The 23,033-nt window shown below is 40.7% G+C and carries 26 protein-coding genes and 1 pseudogene; all 27 read left to right on the forward strand.

Annotated features, from left to right (window positions below):
- The first annotated feature begins 151 nt into the window (after nucleotides 1-151).
- Nucleotides 152-718 (forward strand): elongation factor P, encoded by a 567-nt coding sequence (gene efp / locus KHQ31_RS00910; protein ID WP_213409153.1) that lies wholly within the window; start codon nucleotides 152-154, stop codon nucleotides 716-718.
- 116 nt (nucleotides 719-834) lie between these two features.
- Nucleotides 835-1,269 (forward strand): Asp23/Gls24 family envelope stress response protein, encoded by a 435-nt coding sequence (locus KHQ31_RS00915; protein WP_213409154.1) that lies wholly within the window; start codon nucleotides 835-837, stop codon nucleotides 1,267-1,269.
- A complete protein-coding gene (gene nusB, locus KHQ31_RS00920; protein ID WP_213409155.1) occupies nucleotides 1,269-1,691 on the forward strand; it encodes a transcription antitermination factor NusB in 423 nt (140 codons plus the stop codon). Before KHQ31_RS00915 ends, nusB begins: the two co-directional genes overlap by 1 nt.
- A 180-nt stretch (nucleotides 1,692-1,871) precedes the next feature.
- Nucleotides 1,872-2,405: a translation initiation factor IF-3 gene (infC, locus tag KHQ31_RS00925; protein ID WP_213409688.1), complete on the forward strand. Its 534-nt coding sequence runs from the start codon at nucleotides 1,872-1,874 to the stop codon at nucleotides 2,403-2,405.
- A 29-nt stretch (nucleotides 2,406-2,434) separates the two neighbouring features.
- A complete protein-coding gene (gene rpmI / locus KHQ31_RS00930; protein WP_213409156.1) occupies nucleotides 2,435-2,629 on the forward strand; it encodes a 50S ribosomal protein L35 in 195 nt (64 codons plus the stop codon).
- 66 nt (nucleotides 2,630-2,695) lie between these two features.
- Nucleotides 2,696-3,106 (forward strand): annotated as a pseudogene (rplT, locus tag KHQ31_RS00935) (50S ribosomal protein L20); the annotation flags it as partial.
- Between the two features lie 78 nt (nucleotides 3,107-3,184).
- Nucleotides 3,185-3,262: a HeH/LEM domain-containing protein gene (locus tag KHQ31_RS07855; protein WP_265583745.1), complete on the forward strand. Its 78-nt coding sequence runs from the start codon at nucleotides 3,185-3,187 to the stop codon at nucleotides 3,260-3,262.
- A 785-nt stretch (nucleotides 3,263-4,047) separates the two neighbouring features.
- On the forward strand, nucleotides 4,048-4,461 hold the full coding sequence (gene rpsL, locus KHQ31_RS00940) for a 30S ribosomal protein S12 (RefSeq protein WP_213409158.1): 414 nt from the start codon (nucleotides 4,048-4,050) through the stop codon (nucleotides 4,459-4,461).
- Nucleotides 4,462-4,481: 20 nt separating this feature from the next.
- The gene (gene rpsG / locus KHQ31_RS00945) at nucleotides 4,482-4,952 is read left to right on the forward strand and encodes a 30S ribosomal protein S7 (RefSeq protein ID WP_009495480.1); all 471 of its coding nucleotides are present in this window, start codon (nucleotides 4,482-4,484) and stop codon (nucleotides 4,950-4,952) included.
- 114 nt (nucleotides 4,953-5,066) lie between these two features.
- Nucleotides 5,067-7,190, forward strand: a complete 2,124-nt coding sequence (gene fusA, locus KHQ31_RS00950) for an elongation factor G (RefSeq protein ID WP_213409159.1) — start codon at nucleotides 5,067-5,069, stop codon at nucleotides 7,188-7,190.
- Nucleotides 7,191-7,375: 185 nt separating this feature from the next.
- Nucleotides 7,376-8,428 carry an oxidoreductase gene (locus KHQ31_RS00955; protein WP_213409160.1) on the forward strand — a complete coding sequence of 351 codons (1,053 nt, stop codon included), beginning with the start codon at nucleotides 7,376-7,378 and terminating at the stop codon, nucleotides 8,426-8,428.
- A 104-nt stretch (nucleotides 8,429-8,532) separates the two neighbouring features.
- The gene (locus KHQ31_RS00960; RefSeq protein ID WP_213409161.1) at nucleotides 8,533-9,015 is read left to right on the forward strand and encodes a helix-turn-helix domain-containing protein; all 483 of its coding nucleotides are present in this window, start codon (nucleotides 8,533-8,535) and stop codon (nucleotides 9,013-9,015) included.
- Nucleotides 9,015-9,881 (forward strand): IS3 family transposase, encoded by an 867-nt coding sequence (locus KHQ31_RS00965; RefSeq protein ID WP_264336111.1) that lies wholly within the window; start codon nucleotides 9,015-9,017, stop codon nucleotides 9,879-9,881. The genes KHQ31_RS00960 and KHQ31_RS00965 overlap by 1 nt, the downstream gene beginning before the upstream one ends.
- Nucleotides 9,882-10,261: 380 nt before the next feature.
- The gene (locus tag KHQ31_RS00970; RefSeq protein ID WP_213409162.1) at nucleotides 10,262-11,362 is read left to right on the forward strand and encodes an ABC transporter ATP-binding protein; all 1,101 of its coding nucleotides are present in this window, start codon (nucleotides 10,262-10,264) and stop codon (nucleotides 11,360-11,362) included.
- Nucleotides 11,359-12,168 (forward strand): ABC transporter permease, encoded by an 810-nt coding sequence (locus tag KHQ31_RS00975; protein WP_213409163.1) that lies wholly within the window; start codon nucleotides 11,359-11,361, stop codon nucleotides 12,166-12,168. Before KHQ31_RS00970 ends, KHQ31_RS00975 begins: the two co-directional genes overlap by 4 nt.
- 1 nt (nucleotide 12,169) lies before the next feature.
- On the forward strand, nucleotides 12,170-12,988 hold the full coding sequence (locus KHQ31_RS00980; RefSeq protein WP_213409164.1) for an ABC transporter permease: 819 nt from the start codon (nucleotides 12,170-12,172) through the stop codon (nucleotides 12,986-12,988).
- Entirely contained in the window at nucleotides 12,988-14,082 is a 1,095-nt protein-coding gene (locus tag KHQ31_RS00985; RefSeq protein ID WP_213409165.1) for an ABC transporter substrate-binding protein, read from the forward strand. The genes KHQ31_RS00980 and KHQ31_RS00985 overlap by 1 nt, the downstream gene beginning before the upstream one ends.
- Before the next feature lie 11 nt (nucleotides 14,083-14,093).
- On the forward strand, nucleotides 14,094-14,900 hold the full coding sequence (locus KHQ31_RS00990) for a peptidylprolyl isomerase (RefSeq protein ID WP_213409166.1): 807 nt from the start codon (nucleotides 14,094-14,096) through the stop codon (nucleotides 14,898-14,900).
- Nucleotides 14,901-15,230: 330 nt separating this feature from the next.
- Nucleotides 15,231-15,602 carry a phage holin family protein gene (locus KHQ31_RS00995; RefSeq protein ID WP_213409167.1) on the forward strand — a complete coding sequence of 124 codons (372 nt, stop codon included), beginning with the start codon at nucleotides 15,231-15,233 and terminating at the stop codon, nucleotides 15,600-15,602.
- A gap of 65 nt (nucleotides 15,603-15,667) precedes the next feature.
- Complete coding sequence (gene hprK / locus KHQ31_RS01000) at nucleotides 15,668-16,609, forward strand: HPr(Ser) kinase/phosphatase (RefSeq protein ID WP_213409690.1); 942 nt, start codon at nucleotides 15,668-15,670, stop codon at nucleotides 16,607-16,609.
- A gap of 103 nt (nucleotides 16,610-16,712) precedes the next feature.
- The gene (locus tag KHQ31_RS01005) at nucleotides 16,713-17,732 is read left to right on the forward strand and encodes an NAD(P)H-dependent glycerol-3-phosphate dehydrogenase (RefSeq protein WP_213409168.1); all 1,020 of its coding nucleotides are present in this window, start codon (nucleotides 16,713-16,715) and stop codon (nucleotides 17,730-17,732) included.
- Nucleotides 17,733-17,737: 5 nt separating this feature from the next.
- Entirely contained in the window at nucleotides 17,738-18,613 is an 876-nt protein-coding gene (gene galU / locus KHQ31_RS01010; protein ID WP_213409169.1) for a UTP--glucose-1-phosphate uridylyltransferase GalU, read from the forward strand.
- Nucleotides 18,614-18,745: 132 nt separating this feature from the next.
- The gene (gene trxB / locus KHQ31_RS01015) at nucleotides 18,746-19,687 is read left to right on the forward strand and encodes a thioredoxin-disulfide reductase (protein WP_213409170.1); all 942 of its coding nucleotides are present in this window, start codon (nucleotides 18,746-18,748) and stop codon (nucleotides 19,685-19,687) included.
- Between the two features lie 3 nt (nucleotides 19,688-19,690).
- Nucleotides 19,691-19,867, forward strand: coding sequence for a hypothetical protein (locus tag KHQ31_RS01020; RefSeq protein WP_213409737.1), 177 nt, complete (start codon nucleotides 19,691-19,693; stop codon nucleotides 19,865-19,867).
- A gap of 212 nt (nucleotides 19,868-20,079) precedes the next feature.
- Nucleotides 20,080-20,346, forward strand: coding sequence for a phosphocarrier protein HPr (locus KHQ31_RS01025; protein WP_213409171.1), 267 nt, complete (start codon nucleotides 20,080-20,082; stop codon nucleotides 20,344-20,346).
- Nucleotides 20,347-20,399: 53 nt separating this feature from the next.
- Nucleotides 20,400-22,133, forward strand: a complete 1,734-nt coding sequence (gene ptsP / locus KHQ31_RS01030) for a phosphoenolpyruvate--protein phosphotransferase (RefSeq protein WP_213409172.1) — start codon at nucleotides 20,400-20,402, stop codon at nucleotides 22,131-22,133.
- Between the two features lie 115 nt (nucleotides 22,134-22,248).
- The gene (tpiA, locus tag KHQ31_RS01035) at nucleotides 22,249-23,025 is read left to right on the forward strand and encodes a triose-phosphate isomerase (RefSeq protein ID WP_213409173.1); all 777 of its coding nucleotides are present in this window, start codon (nucleotides 22,249-22,251) and stop codon (nucleotides 23,023-23,025) included.
- Nucleotides 23,026-23,033: the final 8 nt, after the last annotated feature.

The raw sequence follows: 23,033 nt of genomic DNA on the forward strand, positions 1-23,033 counted from the left end.
AAGTAAATGAATGTTTCTACTGTATGTATGGTAGAAACATTTTTTATTTGTTACCTATTTGTTAGAAATAAATTGCCAAGTGGGTGGTTTTTAATAGTGAAAACTGGTAACATAATGCAGAAAGAATAAACAATTTTAGGAGATCTCAATCATGGCAACTATTGGTATGAATGATTTGAAGACTGGTTTGACAATTTTGTATAACAACTCAATTTGGCGTGTTTTGGAATTCCAACACGTTAAGCCAGGTAAGGGAGCTGCCTTTGTGCGCTCAAAGTTGAAGAACTTGCGTTCTGGTGCGGTTAACGAAATTACATTCCGTCCTGGTGACAAGTTTGAAACTGCAAACATCGTTAGCGAAGACATGCAATACTTGTACGCTGAAGGTGATGCACACACATTCATGAACACTGAAACTTACGAACAATTCTCAATTCCAGCTGACCAAATCAGCGACGCATTGAAGTTCATTTTGGAAAACATGATCGTTAAGGTTACTTCATACGAAGGTGAAATCTTGGACGTTGAAGTGCCAAAGACAGTTGAATTGACTGTTGCAGAAACACAACCTGGAATCAAGGGTGCTACTGCTAACGGTGGTGGAAAGCCAGCAACAATGGAAACTGGTGTTACAGTTACTGTGCCTGACTTCATCAACGTTGGAGACAAGTTGATCATCAACACTGACAACGGTGGATCATACTCAGCACGTGCCTAATTAGAATAATGTCTGATTTTATGGCATAATAGAATCAAACAACTATTTAATAAGGATGTCATAAAGTGCCGACCGGTTGCCGGCCGGCGCTTTTGTGTTAAAGAAGGAGAGTTCTCATGGCAGAAGAAACCATTGTATTACACCAAGTAGATGAAACGAATGGCTCAACACAAGTTAATGTTCGTGTGATTGACATTATTGCTAGCTTAGCCGCGCAAGAAGTTGACGGAGTCGCTAGTTTGCGTGGTTCAATGTCAGAACGAGCTCAAGAAGCCTTTGGTCGTCGTATTCAAGGTAAGGGTGTTGAACTAACACAAACAGAAGATGGCTTGGTCATTGATGTTTATGTACTATTGAAGTATGGAGTAAACGTACCAAAGGTAGCACAAGCTATCCAAGAACGTGTACAAACACAAATTTCAGCGATGACTGAAGTTGATGTTGCGACGGTTAACGTCCATGTTGAGGGGATGGTATCTTCTAAGACAGCGGCGTTGATTGATCCTAACAATCTCTTTGGAGAAGCCGTTGAAGAGGAGATTGAAGATTAATGCATGAATTAAATCGTCACCAACAACGTCAAATTGCGTTCCAAACGCTATTTGGACTAATGATGAACCCAGAAGCTGAAGCAGAAGTTATTGTGCAACAAGTGTTGGATGGTGACCCTGAAACAGTCTGGGAACAAGACTTGCCTGCGGATGTACTAGCTTTTGTTAACGGTGTTCGTGAAAACGAAGCGAACCTAAGTGTACAAATTGCAGACAACCTAGCGAGCGGATGGACTATTGATCGTCTAAACAAGACAGACCTAGTTTTGATGCAACTTGCTTTGTATGAAGCTCAAGAAACTGACACACCTAACAATGTGGCAATCAATGAAGCCTTGCAACTAGCGCATGAGTTTACAGATGAAAAGTCTCGTAAGTACATTAACGCTGTGTTGAATAAGGTGTTGACAGAGAATGTTTAATTCTCTATAATAGTTTATTGTTAAGGAATAAAGTAATAGCGCCCGCTATTCACCTAGTTGAGAAAACTCAACGGGTCAATCACTTGATACATTATCTAATGATGTTGACTAGCGGGTTGTCGTGTAAAAGCGGCAAGCCGCTTTTTATTTATATTTCAAGTTTTTCTGGAGGTAAGGATCATAGCAAACGCACGCCAACCGCAACAACCACAAGACCTAATCAATGACCGCATCCGCGCTCGTGAAGTTCGTTTGATTACCGATGACGGTGATCAAGGAGTCATGGCCAAGAATGATGCCCAACGCATTGCTGATGAAGCTGAGTTGGACTTGGTATTGGTGCAAGCAAATGCTAAGCCACCAGTAGCAAAGATTATGGATTATGGGAAGTTCAAGTTTGATTCACAAAAGAAGCAACGTGAACAACGCAAAAACCAAAAAGTCGTTAGCGTTAAAGAAATCCGCTTAAGCCCAACGATTGATGACAATGACTTTAACACTAAGAAGAAAGCTGCTATTAAGTTTTTGGAAAAGGGTAACAAGGTCAAGGTTTCAATCCGTTTCCGTGGACGTGCTATCACGCACAAGGAAATCGGGCGTGAAGTCATGGATAAGCTTGCTAACGAACTAGCTGAAGTCGCTAAGGTTGAAGCTAGAGCCAAGATGGAAGGGCGCAGCATGTTTATGGTGCTTGCACCCAAAGAAGCGAAGTAATTTAATTTTCAGTACGAAGGGGAAGAATTATGCCAAAGTTTAAGACACACCGTGCCTCAGCAAAGCGTTTCAAGAAGACTGCCAATGGTGGTTTGAAGTCAGGTAACGCGTTCACATCTCACCGTTTCCACGGTAAGACAAAGAAGCAACGTCGTCAATTGCGTGGAACTTCAATGATGAACAAGACAACATTGAAGAACTACATCAGCATGTTGGCTCGTTAATCATAACGATTACCAATTTACTAATTTAAAGCAATTACACATTAAGAAATACTGGAGGATTTATCCATGCGAGTTAAAGGTGGAACAGTGACGCGTGCACGTCGCAAGAAGATGATCAAGTTGGCCAAGGGTTACCGTGGTCAACGTAGCATTAACTACAAGGTTGCTAAGCAACAAGTTTGGAAGGGTTGGTCATACGCCTTCCGTGACCGTAAGAACACAAAGCGTAACTTCCGTAAGCTATGGATTGCACGTATCAACGCTGCAGCCCGTATGAACGGATTGTCATACTCACGCTTCATGAACGGTTTGTCATTGATGGGTTCAACTTTGAACCGTAAGATGCTTGCTGACTTGGCTATCACAGACCCTAAGGCATTTGCTGGTCTTGCTGAACAAGCTAAGAAGGCTTTGGCTGATAACGGACAACACGTTCCTTCAATCACACCAGCTACTATCGAAACTGAAATCCAAATTGCTACAGAAGCTGCTGCTCCTGCTGCTAAGGAAGAAGTTGCTGCTGGAAAGCCAACTGCAAAGAACACTGTTGCAGAAATCAAGGACTACTTGAAGGCTAACAACATCGAATTCGCTGCATCAGCTAAGAAGGCTGACTTGCTAGAATTGGTTTAATTAGCATAAAAGAAAAGACCTAACACTATGTTAGGTCTTTTTTGTTGGTTAGAAATGTAATGTCTCAAAATGTTATTTAATCGTGTAATTTTAAGCGTAAGACTTAGTCAAAATACGCCGATGACTAGCCAACTCAGTGCTAAGGAAGGAACGAAGGGCGCTGCCGCAGTGGTTCGCGTATCTAAGTGCTGTAAAATGACTTGGCATAGACATGCAACAAGTAACCATTCATACCAGGTGATAAGCGATACCAAGCAATATCCAATCCAGAGTAGATCGATATCCCCATTACCAATGAACCGTTCATCAAGTACAATGTTACAGATTAATATGGTTAAATATAATAAAAGTAATAATACGTTTTGTGGGTGGGATAGGATAATCATCGCAATTAACCCGATTACATACTTAATATGAAACGTTTGTGTACGCCAATCAATCTCTGCGATAGAAATAAGAACTAATAAAAATAAAAAATTCAGCATATTTTTCTCCAATCTTTGACATCTGTAAAGCGTTGTTCCTATGCGTTTTTGACAAATGACACGCCCGGGATTGTGGACCAACTAAATGCCTTTAAATAGGCTTTTTTATCAAAAAACTATTGCAAGTATTTGCGCAGAATGGTATATTATTATTTGTGCTTTGAGTGAGCAGGGTATTCGTAGAGATACGATGTGCTGAACTCTTTAGCGAAAAGTACCAATTCTTCCGCGTTATTAAGCGACACGCCTGGTAATGTGGACTAAACACTATAGAAAATATCTGAAAGGGGACTCTTAGACATGCCTACAATTAACCAATTGGTTCGTAAGCCTCGTAAGTCAAAGAGCACGAAGTCAAAGTCACCAGCTTTGAACTTCGGTTACAACTCACAAAAGAAGAAGTTGACGCGTGTTGACTCACCACAAAAGCGTGGTGTTGCTACCCGTGTCGGAACTATGACACCAAAGAAGCCTAACTCAGCTTTGCGTAAGTACGCCCGTGTGCGTCTTTCAAACTTGATTGAAGTTACAGCTTACATTCCTGGTATCGGTCACAACCTTCAAGAACACTCAGTTGTCTTGATCCGTGGTGGTCGTGTTAAGGACTTGCCTGGTGTGCGTTACCACATCATTCGTGGTGCTTTGGATACTGCCGGTGTAGATGGACGTATGACATCTCGCTCAAAGTATGGTACAAAGCGCCCAAAGAAGTAAAACATAGGGGGACATAAATAATGCCACGTAAAGGTTACACTAAGCAGGCTGAAGTCTTGCCTGATCCAATTTACAACTCAAAGCTAGTTTCACGTTTGATCAACCGTTTGATGCTTGATGGAAAGCGCGGAACTGCTTCAACAATCTTGTACGATGCCTTTGACATCATCAAGGAACAAACAGGTCAAGAACCATTGGCTGTGTTTGAAGAAGCTATGAACAACATCATGCCTGTCTTGGAAGTTAAGGCTCGCCGTATCGGTGGATCTAACTACCAAGTGCCAGTTGAAGTTCGCCCAGAACGTCGTGTGACATTGGGACTTCGTTGGTTGGTACAATACGCTCGTTCACGTGGAGAACACACAATGGACCAACGTTTGGCCAAGGAAATCATGGATGCCGCTAACGACACTGGTGCTTCTGTTAAGAAGCGTGAAGACACACACAAGATGGCTGAAGCCAACCGTGCCTTCGCACACTACCGTTGGTAAGATTAAAAAATTTGGCTACAGTCATTTGGCAGTAGCCATTTTTCTGTATTATGCGGTATAATAAGAAATATAAATTGGGTTGAAATACCCAAATATTTAAGGAGATTATTACTCATGGCTAATAAGCGTGAATACCCACTTAACCGTACGCGTAATATCGGTATCATGGCCCACATCGATGCTGGTAAGACAACTACAACAGAACGTATCTTGTACTACACTGGTAAGATCCACAAGCTAGGTGAAACTCATGATGGAGCTTCACAAATGGACTTCATGGAACAAGAAAAGGAACGTGGAATCACGATCCAATCTGCCGCAACTACTGCCGTATGGCGTGGATTCCACGAACAATACGACAAGGATGCATTCCGTGTTAACATCATCGACACACCTGGTCACGTGGACTTCACTATCGAAGTTGAACGTTCATTGCGTGTTCTTGACGGAGCCGTTGCCGTATTGGACGGAGCTGCCGGTGTTGAACCACAAACTGAAACTGTTTGGCGTCAAGCTGAAACATACGATGTTCCTCGTGTCGTGTTCGTTAACAAGATGGACAAGATGGGTGCCGACTTCGGTATGTCAGTTGACTCATTGAAGAGCCGTTTGGATGCAAACGCTAAGGCTATTCAATGGCCAATCGGTGCAGAAGATGACTTCGAAGGAATCATCGACTTGATCACTAAGGAAGCATGGTTCCCATCATCAGAACACGGTGAAGTTTGGGAAACTCGCGAAATCCCTGCTGATTACGCTGAATTGGTTGAAGAAAAGTACGACGAATTGGTTGAAGCCGTTGCTGACGTAGACGAAGAAATCATGGACTTGTACCTTGGTGGAGAAGCTATTCCGGAAGACGTTTTGAAGGCCGGAATCCGTCGCGCAACTTTGTCATTATCATTCTACCCAGTTCTTGCAGGATCAGCCTACAAGGACAAGGGTGTTCAAATGATGTTGGACGCGGTTGTTGACTACTTGCCATCACCATTGGACGTTAAGCCATACATCGCTGAAGACCCTAAGACTGGTGAATCAGTTGACTTGATCGCTAACGACGAAGACCCATTTGCTGCTTTGGCATTTAAGGTTATGACTGACCCATTCGTTGGACGTTTGACATTTATCCGTGTTTACACTGGTACTTTGCAATCAGGTTCATACGTAATGAACACTTCACGTGACAAGCGTGAACGTGTTGGTCGTTTGCTACAAATGCACGCAACTAACCGTACTGAAATCGAAGAAGTCTTCTCAGGAGACATCGCCGCTGCTATCGGTTTGAAGGACACAACTACTGGTGACTCATTGACAGCCGTAGAACGTCCTTTGATCTTGGAATCAATGGAATTCCCTGATCCCGTTATCCAATTGGCTATCGAACCAGCTACTAAGGCAGACCAAGACAAGATGTCTACTGCTTTGCAAAAGTTGGCTGAAGAAGACCCATCATTCCGTGCCGAAACTAACCAAGAAACTGGTGACACTTTGATCTCTGGAATGGGAGAATTGCACTTGGACATCATCGTTGACCGTTTGAAGCGTGAATTCGGTGTTGACGCCAACGTTGGTGCACCTCAAGTTGCTTACCGTGAAGCCTTTACTCAAACTGTTGAAGCGCGTGGATTCTTCAAGCGTCAATCAGGTGGTAAGGGACAATTCGGTGACGTTTGGATTGAATTCTCACCAAACGAAGAAGGTGCAGGATTCGCCTTTGAAGACGCTATCGTTGGTGGAGTTGTGCCACGTGAATACATCCCTTCAGTTGAAGCTGGTTTGCGTGACTCAATGAACAACGGTCCTTTGGCTGGATTCCCATTGGTTGACTTGAAGGCTAAGTTGTTCGATGGATCATACCACGATGTCGACTCATCTGAAGCTGCCTTTAAGATTGCTGCTTCATTGGCTTTGCGTGAAGCTGCCAAGACTGCTGGTGCCGTTATCCTTGAACCAATCATGAAGGTTGACATTGTTGTTCCTGAAGATAACTTGGGAGATGCCATGGGACACGTTTCTGCGCGTCGTGGTATGCTTGAAGGTCAAGAACAACGTGGTAACTCAATGATGGTTCTTGCTAAGGTTCCATTGTCAGAAATGTTCGGATACGCTACTACTTTGCGTTCAGCTACACAAGGTCGTGGAACATTCCAAATGGCATTTGACCACTACGAAGCCGTTCCTAAGAATGTCCAAGAAGACATTATTAAGAAGTACGGAAAGAACAACGAAGAAGACTAATCTATTAGTTGGATTTTGTTCTTAAAAGAAACACTCCTCTTTTTGAGGGGTGTTTTTTTGTGCAATCAATACTTATAAAAAAGTAGTGATTAACCTAGGTCAATTGACAACGCTTACTTAACAAGCGTATATTTAGCACATATTGATTATTAAAGATAACTTTTTGTTACCGAAGGAGAAAAAGTATGTTGAATGTTGGTTATGTGGGATTTGGAAAGAGTACAAATCGTTATCACCTACCTTATGTAGAACAACGATTGGATCGTATTAATGTTAAGCGTATCTATGCGCGTACATTGGGAAAGCGTCCAGAAGATGAAGCTAAGTGGGAAGCACGTGGTACGGTGTTTTCTAATGACATGGCAGATATTATTAATGATAACGAATTAGATTTAGTGATTGTTGTGACACCAGCACCGAGTCATTTTGAGACAGTTAAGACGCTTTTGTTGGCTGGTAAAAATGTGATGGTGGATAAGCCAATGGCACGTACAAAGGCTGAAGTAGAGGAACTAGTCTCAATTGCGAAAGAAAAGGGCTTGTTCTTAATGCCTTTCCAAAACCGTCGTTTTGATAGTGACTTTTTGACATTGAAGCATGTATTATCTACTGGCTATGTCGGTGAACCAGTAGAATTAGAATTACACATGGATCACTATCGTCCAAATGATGGTAGTGAAAAGGGAGACCATATTGACGGTGACTGGTATGGGCATGGTGTACATCTGGTTGATCAAATGGTTTCATTATTTGGTAAGCCTGAAGCGGTTAGTTATGACATTAAATCTATTCGTGTACCTGATAGTGTCATGGATGATAACTTTGAAGCAAACATGTTTTACGCGAGTGGCTTTAAGGCTACTGTGCAAGCGACTGAATTGGCCGCGGTACATTATCCAAAGTGGATATTGCATGGAACAAAGGGAAGCTACATTAAGCACAATATTGACCAACAAGAATATGACCTAAAATCAGGCATTATGCCTGGTGACATGAACTTTGGAATTGATGCACCGCAAGATTATGGTCAAGTAACTTACTATAATCAAAATGGTGATCGTTTAGAAAAGACAATCCAAACAATTACTGGTGATTATGGACGTGTGTATGATCATGTGTATGAAACATTGGTTAATGATGCAGCACCGCTTATTTCATTCGAAGAGATGACAAATGTCATTGATATTTTGGAACAAGGGGCCGTTGAATCTCGCCCACATACAACATGCTTTGCCTAAGTGATAAAAAAAGATAAACAAAAACCGCCTCAGTGGACATAACGTCTATTAAGTGAACTGAACCCCATTAGTTGGAGTAACAATCCAACTAATGGGGTTTTACTATGTTCTCAAAAGAAATTCAGTTACAAGCAATTCAGATGTATTTGGATGGTGTCCCTACGAGACACATTCAAAAAGAATTTAATATTAAAGGCAGCGGCACCTTATACACGTGGCTTCGCCATTATAAAACTGACGGTGAGTCCGGGTTAAATAAAACGAATCGTCGCAAGACAAAGTACACAGATTCATTTAAAATCGAAGTTATCACATGGCGACTGACTCATAATGTCTCTTACCCGATAACTGCGAAGAAGTTTGGCATACGAAGTTATATGTCGATTTGGCAATGGGAACGCGATTTAGAGACTGGTCGTCTCAAAACATCTAAACAAAGGCGGACCAGGATTATGTCACAACAACAAGATAACCGAATGAAGCAACTCGAAGAAGAAAATGAACGACTACGCATTAAGGTGGCTTACTTGGAAAAACTAGATGCCTTAGTTCAGAAAAAGTCTCAAATCAAGACAAAGCGCAAATAATTACTGAACTAAGGCGAGAATTCGACGTATCTTTAGCAGTCATTTTAGAAGTTGTGGGAATGTCTAGCAGCAGTTATCACGATGCCATTAAGCGTTCATACAAGTCAGGTAATACAAAACTATTAGAACAAATCAAAGCGATTAGAGCCGAACATAAAGAGTACGGATATCGTCGTATCACTTTAGAACTACGCAATCGCGGCATCATCGTAAACCACAAAACTGTTTTGAAAGTTATGAAGACCTACGGTCTTCTGTGTACTTCATTCAATCGCATCACGCGAAAGTACAACTCATACGCTGGACATATTGGACATATAGCTAAGAATCTTATTAATCGCCGATTCAGTACGGATCGTCCGTTTCAAAAAATAGTAACTGACGTTACCGAAGTACGTTGGGGACAAAAATCTACCAGTGAACGGGCTTATTTCACTGCGTATATTGATTCCTACACAGGAGAAATATTAACTTGGAATATTGATCGACACCCCACGGTGTCATTTGTCACAGAATCATTAGATGAATTATTAGCTATTCGTCCTAACCTGAACTACAGAATGACAATCTATTCTGATCAAGGATTTCAGTATCAAAATGCGGAATATGTATCACGACTAAAGCATAGTCGTGTTTTTCAAAGCATGAGCCGTAAGGCAACATGTCTAGATAACGCCATAGCAGAAAGCATCTTTCATCTAATCAAAGTAGGAACAGTCCATAACAATGACTATCAAACATACGATGAGCTAAAAGGTTCACTTTCAGACTATGTTTATTACTACAATAATAAGCGGATAAAAACAAAACTGGCCGGAAAAACTCCGGTACAATACCGATGTCTTTCCGACCAGTTATCTGCGTAAACTCTCACTCCAATTTTTGGGGTTCAGTTCAAAGGCGGTTTTTAATTTAGATAATTCCTGTACTTGTAGTACTTATTACGGCGATAACAAAAAGTGATATTCGGATTAAACTAGTTAACTTTGCGACAAAGAAAAAACGCCGAAGCAATAGCAACGACGAATAAGAACATTATATATCTTTAGAAACTGAGCGTGTTAACTTAGACAAAACGCCTTTATTTGCGTATCTTTAAAAATTAACAGAAATAAAATTTATCACGATTATGCAGGTTCGAAAATAGGCGAAGGAGAAACCTTTTTTCTTTCAAATGGTTCCATATCCGTTTTAGGTCGGCTTGTAGTATAATCGAGAGTAATGAAAAACGTCGTGGAGGTGCGTAATGCCAGATATTATTGAATTTAAAGAAGTCGCCATGCGCTATGGTGAAACTGAAGTATTAAAGTCGGTTGACTTGAATATTGAAGCGGGTAAATTTTATACCTTGCTGGGTCCTTCAGGATCTGGAAAGACCACCATTTTGCGATTGATTGCTGGTTTTTTGACACCAACCGCAGGTGATATTTTGTTCGAAGGAACAAAGATTAACAATACACCGCCTGAAAAGCGTAAGGTGAACACTGTGTTCCAAAACTACGCGCTTTTCCCGAATATGAATGTGTACGATAATGTGGCGTTTGGTATGACCCTTAAGGGGAAAAGCGACGCACAAATTAGTGAAAAAGTAACTGAAATGTTGAAGCTAGTGAAGTTGAATGGTTATGAAGACCGTGAAATTTCAGAGCTATCTGGTGGACAACAACAACGTGTGGCCATTGCACGTGCGTTGGCAAATGAACCAGAAATTCTCCTATTAGATGAACCTTTGTCAGCGTTGGACTACAAGTTGCGTAAGAGCATGCAATATGACTTGCGTGAAATCCAACAACGTTTGGGGATTACATTTATTTTCGTGACACACGATCAAGAAGAAGCTTTGGCCATGTCTGACTGGATTTTCGTTATGAACGATGGAAAGATTTTGCAAAACGGAACGCCGGTTGATATTTATGATGAACCGATTAACCATTTTGTTGCCGAGTTTATTGGGGAATCGAACATTGTGCCAGGAGTTATGAAGGCTGATTATCTAGTATCTTTTGCTGGTAAGGAATTTGAAAACGTTGACGGGGGAATGCGTGTTAATGAACCTGTTGAAGTGATTCTGCGTCCAGAAGATTTGGACTTGGTCGCTGAAGAAGATGGTAAGTTGGTTGTGACGATTGATGATCAATCATTCCGTGGTGATTACTATGAAATCACAGCCCACGATGATGATCAAAACACTTGGCAAATTCAATCAACTAACGGGGCTGAGATTGGTTCACGTAAGGGTTTGTTCTTTGATCCAGAAGACATTCACATTATGCGTATGAATGAATCTGAAGAAGATTTCGATGCGCGTCTTGAACAATATGATGGCGAAGAGGAGGATGAAGCATGACTCCGAAACGTCCCATGAATTATATGATTCCGTATCTTGCATGGATTTTCTTGTTTGTTCTAGCACCATTGGTGTTGTTAGTCTTTCAATCATTTCATGATGTAAATGGACAACTAACACTAGCTAACTACCAAAACTATTTTTCAGGTACGTACTTGAAGATGACATTCAATTCTGTTTTCTTTGCCTTTTTGGTAACAGCGATAACATTATTGATTAGTTATCCAACAGCGTACATTATGAGCAAATTAAAGAATGCGCAATTCTGGTTAATGCTCGTTATTTTACCAACGTGGGTAAATCTACTATTGAAAGCATATGCTTTTATTGGTTTATTTAGTCAATCAGGTAGTGTGAATGAATTCTTGACTTTTATTGGTATTGGACCACAACAAATGATGTTCACCAATGGTGCCTTCTTATTTGTTGCAGCTTATATTGAAATTCCATTTATGATTCTACCTATCTATAACTCATTGATTGAAATGGATCGTAGTTTAATTAATGCAGCGCGTGATTTAGGGGCGAATGCACGTCAAACACTTTGGCGTGTTATTGTGCCACTATCTATGTCAGGAGTTAAGACAGGAATTCAAGCTGTCTTCATTCCAACGCTATCATTGTTTATGATTACGCGTTTGATTGGTGGAAACCGTGTAATTACCTTGGGAACAGCCATTGAAGAACATTTCTTAGTGACGCAAAACTGGGGGATGGGTGCAACGATTGGAGTTGTCTTGATTGTTGCAATGGCGATAACAATGTATGTTACACGTGATGACAAAAAGAAGAAGCGAGGTCGTTAAGATGCGAGAAATTAAATCTAAATGGTCATATGCCTACCTTGGACTTGTATTCTTCATTATGTACTTGCCGATTTTCTATTTGATTTTCTTTTCATTTAACGCTGGTGATTATATGAGTGATTTCTCTGGATTTTCACTTCGTCACTATGCCGATATGTTTAGTGATCTGCGTTTGATGCAAATTTTGTTGAATACATTTATTGTGGCTTTCCTATCAGCACTGTTAGCAACCTTAATTGGTACCTTTGGTGCACTAGGAATTTACTACACAAAAAATAAGGGTATTCGTCAAACAATCTTGTCATTAAATAATGTTTTGATGGTTTCACCAGACGTTATTATTGGGGCAAGCTTCTTGATTCTCTTTACGATGTTAGGAATGCGTTTAGGTTTCGTGTCTGTCATTATGGCGCACGTTGCTTTTTCAATTCCGATTGTCGTGTTGATGGTATTGCCTCGTTTGAACGAAATGAATCCAGCATTGATTGATGCGGCGCGGGACTTAGGTGCTAATAATGGTCAAGTTCTAAGTAGAGTTGTGTTGCCATTTGCGTGGCCAGGTATTTTAGCAGGGTTCTTTATGGCCATTACGTACTCACTAGATGACTTTGCCGTAACATTCTTCGTTACTGGAAATGGATTCTCAACATTGTCAGTTGAAATTTATGCACGTGCACGACAAGGAATTGACTTATCAATTAATGCTTTGTCTGCGGTGATGTTCTTGATGTCTTTGGGATTGGTCGTGATTTACTACTTTATTTCACGTCGCGCCTCAAAGGGTAAGAAGCGTCGTGGTGCAGGAATGGTGGTGCGCTAATGAAAAAATTGATGTGGTTAACAGGAATTATTCTGGCTGTAGTGAGTGTGTTATGGGCTGGAACAGTGTATCTTGAAAAAGAACAGCATCGAGATTTGAATCAAAGCCGTTCTAAAGCCGATAATGTCTTAACAATTTTTAATTGGGGAGATTATATTGATCCAGAACTAATCAAGAGTTTCCAAAAAGAAACAGGGTACCAAGTAAACTATGAAACTTTTGATTCTAATGAAGCAATGTTTACTAAGATTAAGCAAGGCGGAACATCTTATGACATTGCGGTTCCATCAGAATACATGGTTTCAAAAATGCGCCAAGCTGATATGTTGGAACCATTGGATTATAAGCGTCTGACTGGATTAGAAACGCTTGATGAAAATTTCTTAAAGCAAGATTTTGATCCAAAAAACGAGTATTCACTCCCTTATTTCTGGGGAACACTAGGCATTGTCTATAACGATCAAATGGTTGATGGTCAAGATATTAAAACTTGGAACGACCTATGGCGTTCTGAATTCAAAAAGAAAATCATGTTAGTTGATTCAGCTCGTGATATTTTGGGGATGACACTTGTTTCAAATGGTAAGTCAGTAAATACTAAGAGTATTCCTGACTTAGCTGCTGCGGATGGTAAATTAGCAACGTTAATGCCAAATGTTAAAGCAATTGTTGCTGATGAAATTAAGATGTATATGGCGCAAAATGAAGCCGCAATTGCCGTGGATTACTCGGGTAATGCAGCAGAAATGATGAGTCGTAATGAGCATTTACATTATGTTGTGCCTGAAGACGGGGGCAATCTTTGGTTAGATAACTTTGTGATTCCAAAGACAGTGCGTAATCGTGAAGCTGCATACGCATTTATTAATTTCATGAATCGCCCAGAAAATGCAGCAAAAAATGCGGAATACGTTGGCTATGCAACACCAAATAAGGTAGCGAAAACTTATTTGCCTAAGGAAATTCAAGATAATAAAGCTTGGTATCCAAAGGCAGATGTTCTAGATAAATTAGAAGTTTACCAAGACTTGGGCGTTAAATGGACTGGTATCTATAATGATTATTTCTTAGAGTTTAAAATGCATAAGCAATAAGGGGAAATACTGTGAAGAAATTTAAGGTGGAATACGTCATTGGACTAGTAGTTGCTCTTGTCGTTTTCGGTGGATTTATTTTTATCTATCAACAACAAGCAAATGCTTATCAAGATAAGATTGCGCAAGAAGCGAAAGCAACTGCTGGTAAGAAGGCAAATAAGGCTGAATTAGACAAATTGGATTTTCCACAATTAACAAATGAAGTTGCAAAAGAAGATGCAGTTGTTAAGTTGAAGACCACTGCAGGTGATATTAAGATCAAAATCTTTAATAAATACACACCATTAGCAGCTGAAAACTTCATTACACATGCTAAAAATGGCTATTACAATGGAACAATCTTCCATCGTATTATGCAAGGGTTCATGATTCAAGGTGGTGATCCCAAGGGAACCGGTATGGGTGGTGAATCTATTTGGCATAACAAAGACACTAAAAAAGATAGTGGTAACGGATTTGTGAATGAGTTGAGTCCAGCTTTGTACAATATCCGTGGAGCCGTTTCTATGGCTAATGCTGGGCCTGATACGAATGCGTCTCAATTCTTTATCAATCAAAACAAAGATGATCAGGCTGTTAAGTTAGATAAGAATGCCTACCCAACTAAAATTACTGAAGCCTATAAGAAGGGTGGAAACCCAATGTTGGACGGTGGTTACACAGTCTTTGGGCAAGTCATTAGTGGCATGGACGTTGTCGATAAGATTGCGGCAGGCAAGGTTGAAAATAATGATGGTGGCGAAAACTCAAAGCCTGTCAAGCCAATTAAAATTACTGGTGTTGAAGTAGAAAAAGAAGGTCAAGTTAAGAAGTAAAAATATTGCAAGCTAGTTGAACGCTGTGATATACTGTCTTTATGCGATGAGTCGAGAAGATCATATTAGATCTTTACAAACGACCTACGTGAAGGGCCGTATGCCTGTAGGTTGTAAGGTTGGTTGTGGAACCGCCTTACTTGCACATGACTAACAGCTATTTATAGCTGGTGTACGTTGACTGGTGAGAAATCACCACCTGAGCTAGAACAGGTCTTTTCTAGCAATGCCAAGCGAAAACGTCGATCATTATATGATCGGCGTTTTTTGCTATCAGAGGGCGTTTCTTTTGGTATAATGAGTTATAAATAAGTAAAAATAGAGGTAACTATGCGAGTCTATTCATTTCAACGGTTACGTTTTTCACAACGTGTACTGATTAATACGTTAATGTTATTAGCATTAGCAGGATTGTTTCCACAGGGAATTCATATTTCATCAGTGTGGACAGCACTGTGGGCAGCATTTGTCTTGGGGATTTTAAATGCGGTATTGCGTCCAATCTTGCAACTATTTGCTCTGCCATTAACGATATTGACTTTTGGCGTTTTTGCTTTTGTGGTGAACGGCGCAGTATTGTGGTTAGCGTCATCCATTGTTGGAACGGGATTTCAATTCATGAGTTTCGGATGGGCATTGTTGATTTCAATTCATGAGTTTCGGATGGGCATTGTTGATTTCAATGATTATGGCAGCAGTTAATTTTATTATTACAAGTTACCTAACTGGTGAGTAATGACACAGGATACGAAAAAGAGGATGGGATGATGGGAAAGCGGATTACGGTAAAGAATCTATTAGCAAATACACACTTAGATGTTGTAACAGGTGAAGAGTACTTAGATCGAGTGATTTCAACAGCGGATATTTCACGTCCAGGATTGGAAATGACAGGATATTTCAATTACTATGCACCTGAACGTGTACAATTAATGGGAATTACTGAAACGGCCTTTGCACAACGCATGGGGCATGATGAATTAACCATGATTGCTCGCAAGATGATGCAACCAAATACGCCCGCCTTTGTTGTCTCAACAGGTCGTGAATTACCAGAAGAATTCATGCGTGTTGCAGAAGAAACACACGTGCCAGTTTTGTCTACAGAACTAACGTCATCACGTATTCTTTCTAACATGTCTTATTACCTAGACGGAGAATTGGCTGAACGTCAATCAGTTCACGGTGTATTAGTGGATATCTTCGGATTAGGAGTATTGATTACTGGAGATTCTGGAGTCGGGAAGTCTGAAACAGCGCTTGAATTGATTCAACGTGGACACCGTTTGATCGCAGATGACCGTGTGGACGTGTATGCGCAAGATGAAGAACGTCTCGTCGGTGAACCACCTGCAATTCTACGTAATTTGATGGAATTACGTGGAGTTGGAATCGTGGATGTTATGAATCTATATGGTTCTGGTGCTGTGCGATCACATGCTACGATTTCAATGAATCTTCATTTAGCCCAATGGCGTAATGACCAAAAGGTTGATCGTCTTGGGAATGGTGAAGAAACACTAACAATTCAAGGTGTTGAAGTCCCACGATTTGTGTTGCCGGTTCAAACTGGACGAAACTTAGCAGTGCTTATTGAAGCTGCGACAAAGAATTTCCGTGCTAAAAAGATGGGGTTCGACGCAACTGAAACATTTAACAATAATCTAAATAAATTGATTGAACAAAACGCAGCTGAAATGGACAAGTAAATCTTAAATATTTCAGCTGTGTATACTTTTTTGAAAACGCTTTAAATTTGTGATATCATACTGTTTGGGTATTCTGATTTATAAGCTAATAAGGAGAAATACTTTGACTGAACATAAAATTGCAGTACTTGGTGCAGGTTCTTGGGGAACAGCGCTAGCTAACGTTGCTGCTGAAAATGGACACAACGTTATGTTGTGGACATATAAAGAAAGCCAAGTGCCGGAAATCAATGAACTGCATACTAATGCGCAATACTTAGGGGATAATCCATTACACCATGGTGTAATTGCAACAGCCGATATGAAAACAGCTGTTGATGGTGCGGAGTTAGTGCTAAGTGTTGTACCAACAAAAGTCACGCGACAAGTTGTTAAGCATCTTGCACAAGTTCTAGTAGAACTTAATCAAAGCCCAATTGTTATGGCAGCTACCAAAGGACTTGAACCAGAAACATATTTACGTGTATCAGAAGTTTTGTCCGAAGAAATTCCAGCCAAGTATCGTCGTGGGTTAGGGGTTATTTCTGGACCTTCTCATGCCGAAGGTGTAATCAAGCATGATCCAACTTTGGTAACCGCTGTGAGTGAAAATCTTGCAATTGCTCAAGCAGTACAAGGATTGATGACCAATTCCGATTTCCGTATGTATACAGGTACCGATGTTATCGGTGCTGAAATCGGGGGAGCATTGAAAAATGTTATTGCAATCGGTGCAGGAGCGCTAGAGACACTTGGATATGATGCCAATGCGAAAGCTGCTTTGTTTACGCGTGGATTAGCTGAGATTGGTCGTTTGGGGCAAGCATATGGAGCCAATCCAATCACATTTATGGGATTGTCAGGGATGGGTGATTTGTTTGTTACGGCAACATCAGTACATTCACGCAATTACCGTGCTGGACAACAATTGGGTGAGGGTAAGTCTCTTGCACAAATTGAAGCTGACATGGGGATGATTATTGAAGGTATCTCAACAACAAAGGTTGCGCATGAGATTGCGCAAGCAAAGCACGTTGATATGCCAATTACTGACATGATTTATGAAGTATTGTATAATGATAAAGATATTAAGTTAAGTGTTTGTGAGCTAATGGGGCGTCCAACACATCAAGAAGGGAACTAAAAATTATGAAGCCAGTACGTAAAGCCATTATTCCAGCCGCAGGATTGGGAACTCGATTCTTGCCAGCAACTAAGGCTCTAGCTAAGGAAATGCTACCAATTGTTGATAAGCCAACAATTCAATTTATTATTGAAGAAGCGCTTGAATCAGGAATTGAAGAAATCGTTATTGTTGATGGAAAGTCAAAGCGATCAATTGAAGACCACTTTGACTCAAACCCAGAACTAGAAAACAACTTGCGCGAAAAGGGTAAGATGGAAATGCTGAAGATGGTTGAAGAAACAACAGATATCAACCTGTACTTTATCCGTCAATCACACCCACAAGGTCTTGGAGATGCTGTTTTGACTGCTAAGGCCTTCATTGGTGATGAACCATTCGTTGTTTTGCTTGGTGATGACATCATGCAAGATGAAGTTCCTTTGACAAAACAATTGATTGAACGCTATGAACAAACTGGTGAATCAACACTTGCTGTTATGGAAGTGCCACATGAACAGGTTTCTGAATACGGAGTTATCAACCCAGAAGAACAAGTTGAAACTGGATTGCACCGTGTTTCTAACTTCGTTGAAAAGCCAAAGCCTGAAGATGCACCTTCTGACTTGGCAATTATTGGACGTTACTTGCTAACACCTGAAATTTTCGAAGAACTAGAACGTACAGAACCTGGTAAGGGAAATGAAATTCAATTGACAGATGCAATTGATGCATTGAACAAGCGCCAACACGTTTACGCACACGAATTCAAGGGAAAGCGTTACGATGTTGGGTCAAAGATTGGTTTCTTGACTACTAACATCGAATTTGGTTTGAACCACAGTCAAACTGGAGACGCTTTAAAGACATACATCAAGGATCTTGCAAAGACACTTGACTAAACTTTAAATATTTAAGCAACGACTAATGTCGTTGCTTTTTTGTTTTTCGGTTACTTACTTTTTGTAAGCTTGACGGAATGGCAGATGGAGCGTAAAATAACGTTATCAATAAAGTACAGAAAGAGGCGACAGATGACACAAAAATATGATGTTGTGATTATTGGGGCTGGACCAGGTGGTATGACTGCGGCAACCTACGCATCACGTGCAAACATGTCAGTATTGATGTTGGACCGTGGCATTTACGGTGGACAAATGAACAATACGGCCGAAATTGAAAATTACCCAGGGTACGACAGTATCATGGGAGCAGATCTGTCTGAAAAGATGTACGCGGCATCAATGCAATTTGGTGCGGAATATGCCTTTGGAACAGTGATGAATATGGAACGTCAAGCAGATCAAACTTGGTTAGTAACAACTGATATGGCAACTTATGAAGCTAACTCAGTTATTGTGGCAACAGGTTCTGAATACAAGAAGTTACATGTACATGGTGAACAAGAATATTCAGGTCGTGGTGTTTCTTACTGTGCGGTCTGTGATGGTGCATTTTTCCGTGGACAACATGTTTATGTTGTTGGGGGTGGAGACTCAGCAGTGGAAGAAGCTGTTTACTTATCTGGAATCGTAGATCAAGTGACGATTGTACACCGTCGTGACACATTACGTGCACAACCAATTCTACAAAAGCGTGCTTTTGATGCTGAAAACATTGATTTTCTATGGAACACGGAAGTGACACAAATTATTGGTGATGATACCAAGGTTACGAACCTGAAGTTGCGCAACAATGAGACAGAAGTTGAAGAAATTGTTGATGCTGGTGGAATCTTTATTTATGTTGGTCTATTGCCAATGTCTGATTCAGTAGATGGGCTAGACGTAACTGATGAAGAAGGTTGGATTGTAACTAATGAACGTATGGAAACAAAACAACCAGGGTTGTTTGCATTAGGTGATGTCCGTAAGAAGGAATTGCGTCAAGTTACTACAGCTGTTGGTGATGGGGCAATTGCTGGTCAAAATGCTTACGCTTATAATGAATCATTACGTGATACGCAACGAGGATAAGCGATGATTGATTACAATGCAATTTTAGAAGAATTACGTACAGGCAAGCGAGAATCATTTGAATTGAATTCAGAAGATTTTACAGCTTTTTATGAAGTATGGCGTGACTATCCTTATCAAAATGCAATTGTTGGCCAGGCTGTTCGTGGCGGTAAGGTTACATATCGTCCAAAACAATAGAAGACCAATAAAACCTGTTTACATTTGTAAACAGGTTTTATCATTATTAGACTGCGTTTTTTGATTATGAAAATATCTGTGAAAGCGCTTGCCGTTCGTTTTCAAATCTGCTAGAATTTAAGAAGTGGAACGGTAGGACGCAAGTTTTACAGAACACCGATTTACTAAATAAACAATTAAATGCCTATAAGGCGATAAAAGGAGATTGAATCATGGACTCACGCGAATTTCACATTGTAGCAGAAACAGGTATCCACGCTCGCCCAGCAACTTTGTTGGTACAAGCAGCTTCAAAGTTCTCATCAAACATCCACCTTTCATTCCAAGGTAAGGAAGTTAACTTGAAGTCAATCATGGGTGTTATGTCACTTGGTGTTGGTCAAGGTGCAGATGTTACTATCTCAGCCGAAGGAGCCGACGAAAAGGAAGCTATGGACGCTATCTCAGAAACTATGAAGTCAGAAGGATTGATCGACTAATTTTTTTCTGAACAGATTAAAGCACTAAACATTGAACAATGAGGGAAGAGTGTATGACTAAGAAGATTAATGGGATTGCAGCATCAAACGGTGTTGCAATTGCTAAAGCATATAAGTTGGTCGATCCTGATTTGTCTTTTGAAACGCGTACTATTGACGACGTTCAAGCTGAAGCCGACCGTTTAACGGCGGCTTTTTTAGCATCAAAGACAGATCTTGAACAAATTCGTGATAAAGCAGCTGAATCAATGGGAAAAGAAGAAGCTGAAGTCTTTACTGCGCACATTATGGTTCTGGAAGATCCAGAGTTTACAGGTGGTGTAGCAGGAAAGATTGAAAACGAAAAAGTAAATGCCGAAGCTGCCCTAAAGGATATTTCAGACATGTATATTCAAATGTTTGAAAGTATGGGAGACGACAATCCATATATGGCAGAACGTGCAGCAGATATTCGTGACGTGACAAAGCGTATCATGAGTCATTTGTTGCAACGCACTTTGCCAAATCCAGCGTTGATTAACGAAGAAGTGATTATCATTGCAAATGATATGACACCTTCAGATACTGCGCAATTGGATCGCCGTTACGTGAAGGGATTCATTACAAACGTTGGTGGACGTACGGCGCACGCTGCTATTATGGCACGTACGTTAGAAATTCCAGCCATCGTTGGGTCTGAGGTTGCTACTAAGGAAATCGCCGAAGATGACATGGTTATCTTGGACGGTCTAGACGGCGTAGCAATTGTTCAACCAACTGATGACCAAATCAAGTCATACCAAGAAAAGGGTGAAGCTTATGAAGCCAAGAAGGCAACATGGGCACGCTTGAAGGACGAAAAGTCAGTATCTAAGGATGGAAAAGAATTTGTCATTGGGGCAAATATCGGAACTCCTAAGGATTTGGCTGGTGTCTTGGAAAATGGTTCTGAAGGAATTGGTTTGTACCGTACTGAATTCTTGTACATGGATTCAAAGGAACTACCAACTGAAGATGAACAATTTGAAGCATACAAGTCAGTTCTAGCTGGTATGGATGGTAAGCCAGTTACTGTTCGTACAATGGACATTGGTGGAGACAAGTACCTACCATACTTGCCACTTGACGAAGAAGAGAACCCATTCTTGGGATACCGTGCGATCCGTATTTCATTGGACCGCACTGATATCTTCCGTACACAATTGCGTGCATTGTTGCGTGCATCTGTTTATGGTGAATTGTGGATTATGTTCCCAATGGTGGCAACATTGCCAGAATTCCGTGCAGCTCGTGACATCTTCAATGAAGAAAAGACGAAGTTGCAAGCCGAAGGTGTAGAAGTAGCAGATAACATCAAGCTTGGTATCATGATTGAAGTGCCTGCTGCTGCTATCTTGGCTGACCAATTTGCGCAAGAAGTTGACTTCTTCTCAATTGGAACAAACGATTTGATTGGTTACTCAATGGCCGCAGATCGTGGTAATGATAAGGTTTCTTATCTATACCAACCATACAATCCTTCAATTTTGCGTCTTGTTAAGTACGTTATTGAATCAGCGCACAAGCATGGGAAGTTTGCTGCGATGTGTGGAGAAATGGCTGGAGACCCAATCGCCTTGCCTATCTTGATGGGAATGGGATTGGATGAATTCTCAATGTCAGCCACATCAGTGCTTCAAGCACGTGATTTGATGAGTAAGTTAGACACTACTGAAATGGCCAAGTTGGCTGAAGAAGCAGTGAACATGCAAACAAATGAAGATGTCATTGCGTTGGTACAAGCTAAGGTTTCTGAATCAAACGATTAATGACGACTAAAGCGTTGCTATCAAATGATGGCGACGCTTTTTTTGTTTTAGAAACACATGTTAGACTAGTAAAGAGAATGTGAACATATATCGAAAAATTTGAGAGGCAAGAAATATGCGACGTAAAATTGTGATGGCAAACTGGAAAATGAATAAGTTGCCAAGCGAAGCGACAAGCTATATTGCTGATGTAGGATCGCGCGTCTCTGCATACACGGATGTCGATAAAGTCTTAGCAGGGCAAGATGTTTTGCTCGAGAAAATGGTTGATGCAGCGAAAGATACATCAATTGTCATTGGGGCAGAAAATATGTATTGGAAAGAGCGCGGTGCATATACCGGGGAAACTAGTCCAGCTGCTCTATCTGATTTAGGAATTGCCTATGTAATTATTGGACATTCAGAACGTCGAAACTATTTCCGTGAAACTGATGAGATGGTTAACTTGAAGGTTTTGGCGGCTTTACGAAATGGAATTAAGCCGATCATTGCTATTGATGAGGCACTACAAGTTACAGCACATAATGACCAAATGCATTGGGTGGTAAATGAAGTGATTGAAGCACTAAAAGGAGTGTCTGCCTCTGATGTGAAGGAAGTACTTTTTGCTTATGAGCCAACACAAGCAATTGGAAGTGGGCAAGCGATGGATGCGCCAGCGGCTCAAAAACATGTGGCTCTTATTCGTGAAGCAATTGCCGACATGTTTGACGATGAAGTTGCTGCAGCAGTCCGTATTATGTATGGCGGATCAGTTAAGCCAGCAAATGCCTATGATATCTTGAAACAACCTGATATTGATGGTGTATTAGTTGGGGACTCAGCATTAGATCCCAATAACTATGTTGAACTAGTCCAATTGGCTCATCAAGCCGGTGTATGGCAAGATTAGTAAGTTTT

This window comes from Weissella ceti (assembly GCF_018394055.1).
In the GTDB taxonomy this organism is placed as follows: domain Bacteria; phylum Bacillota; class Bacilli; order Lactobacillales; family Lactobacillaceae; genus Weissella; species Weissella ceti.

Excerpts from the sequence above, each read along its gene's own strand:
- KHQ31_RS00955 (WP_213409160.1), top strand. The coding sequence starts at position 7,376 with ATGTTGAATGTTGGTTATGTGGGATTTGGAAAGAGTACAAATCGTTAT.
- KHQ31_RS00970 (WP_213409162.1), top strand. The coding sequence starts at position 10,262 with ATGCCAGATATTATTGAATTTAAAGAAGTCGCCATGCGCTATGGTGAA.
- tpiA (WP_213409173.1), top strand. The coding sequence starts at position 22,249 with ATGCGACGTAAAATTGTGATGGCAAACTGGAAAATGAATAAGTTGCCA.
- rpsL (WP_213409158.1), top strand. The coding sequence starts at position 4,048 with ATGCCTACAATTAACCAATTGGTTCGTAAGCCTCGTAAGTCAAAGAGC.
- efp (WP_213409153.1), top strand. The coding sequence starts at position 152 with ATGGCAACTATTGGTATGAATGATTTGAAGACTGGTTTGACAATTTTG.
- nusB (WP_213409155.1), top strand. The coding sequence starts at position 1,269 with ATGCATGAATTAAATCGTCACCAACAACGTCAAATTGCGTTCCAAACG.
- ptsP (WP_213409172.1), top strand. The coding sequence starts at position 20,400 with ATGACTAAGAAGATTAATGGGATTGCAGCATCAAACGGTGTTGCAATT.
- KHQ31_RS01025 (WP_213409171.1), top strand. The coding sequence starts at position 20,080 with ATGGACTCACGCGAATTTCACATTGTAGCAGAAACAGGTATCCACGCT.
- trxB (WP_213409170.1), top strand. The coding sequence starts at position 18,746 with ATGACACAAAAATATGATGTTGTGATTATTGGGGCTGGACCAGGTGGT.
- KHQ31_RS00980 (WP_213409164.1), top strand. The coding sequence starts at position 12,170 with ATGCGAGAAATTAAATCTAAATGGTCATATGCCTACCTTGGACTTGTA.
- rpmI (WP_213409156.1), top strand. The coding sequence starts at position 2,435 with ATGCCAAAGTTTAAGACACACCGTGCCTCAGCAAAGCGTTTCAAGAAG.
- galU (WP_213409169.1), top strand. The coding sequence starts at position 17,738 with ATGAAGCCAGTACGTAAAGCCATTATTCCAGCCGCAGGATTGGGAACT.
- KHQ31_RS00995 (WP_213409167.1), top strand. The coding sequence starts at position 15,231 with ATGCGAGTCTATTCATTTCAACGGTTACGTTTTTCACAACGTGTACTG.
- KHQ31_RS00985 (WP_213409165.1), top strand. The coding sequence starts at position 12,988 with ATGAAAAAATTGATGTGGTTAACAGGAATTATTCTGGCTGTAGTGAGT.
- KHQ31_RS01020 (WP_213409737.1), top strand. The coding sequence starts at position 19,691 with ATGATTGATTACAATGCAATTTTAGAAGAATTACGTACAGGCAAGCGA.
- hprK (WP_213409690.1), top strand. The coding sequence starts at position 15,668 with ATGGGAAAGCGGATTACGGTAAAGAATCTATTAGCAAATACACACTTA.
- fusA (WP_213409159.1), top strand. The coding sequence starts at position 5,067 with ATGGCTAATAAGCGTGAATACCCACTTAACCGTACGCGTAATATCGGT.
- KHQ31_RS00975 (WP_213409163.1), top strand. The coding sequence starts at position 11,359 with ATGACTCCGAAACGTCCCATGAATTATATGATTCCGTATCTTGCATGG.
- rpsG (WP_009495480.1), top strand. The coding sequence starts at position 4,482 with ATGCCACGTAAAGGTTACACTAAGCAGGCTGAAGTCTTGCCTGATCCA.
- KHQ31_RS00960 (WP_213409161.1), top strand. The coding sequence starts at position 8,533 with ATGTTCTCAAAAGAAATTCAGTTACAAGCAATTCAGATGTATTTGGAT.
- KHQ31_RS00915 (WP_213409154.1), top strand. The coding sequence starts at position 835 with ATGGCAGAAGAAACCATTGTATTACACCAAGTAGATGAAACGAATGGC.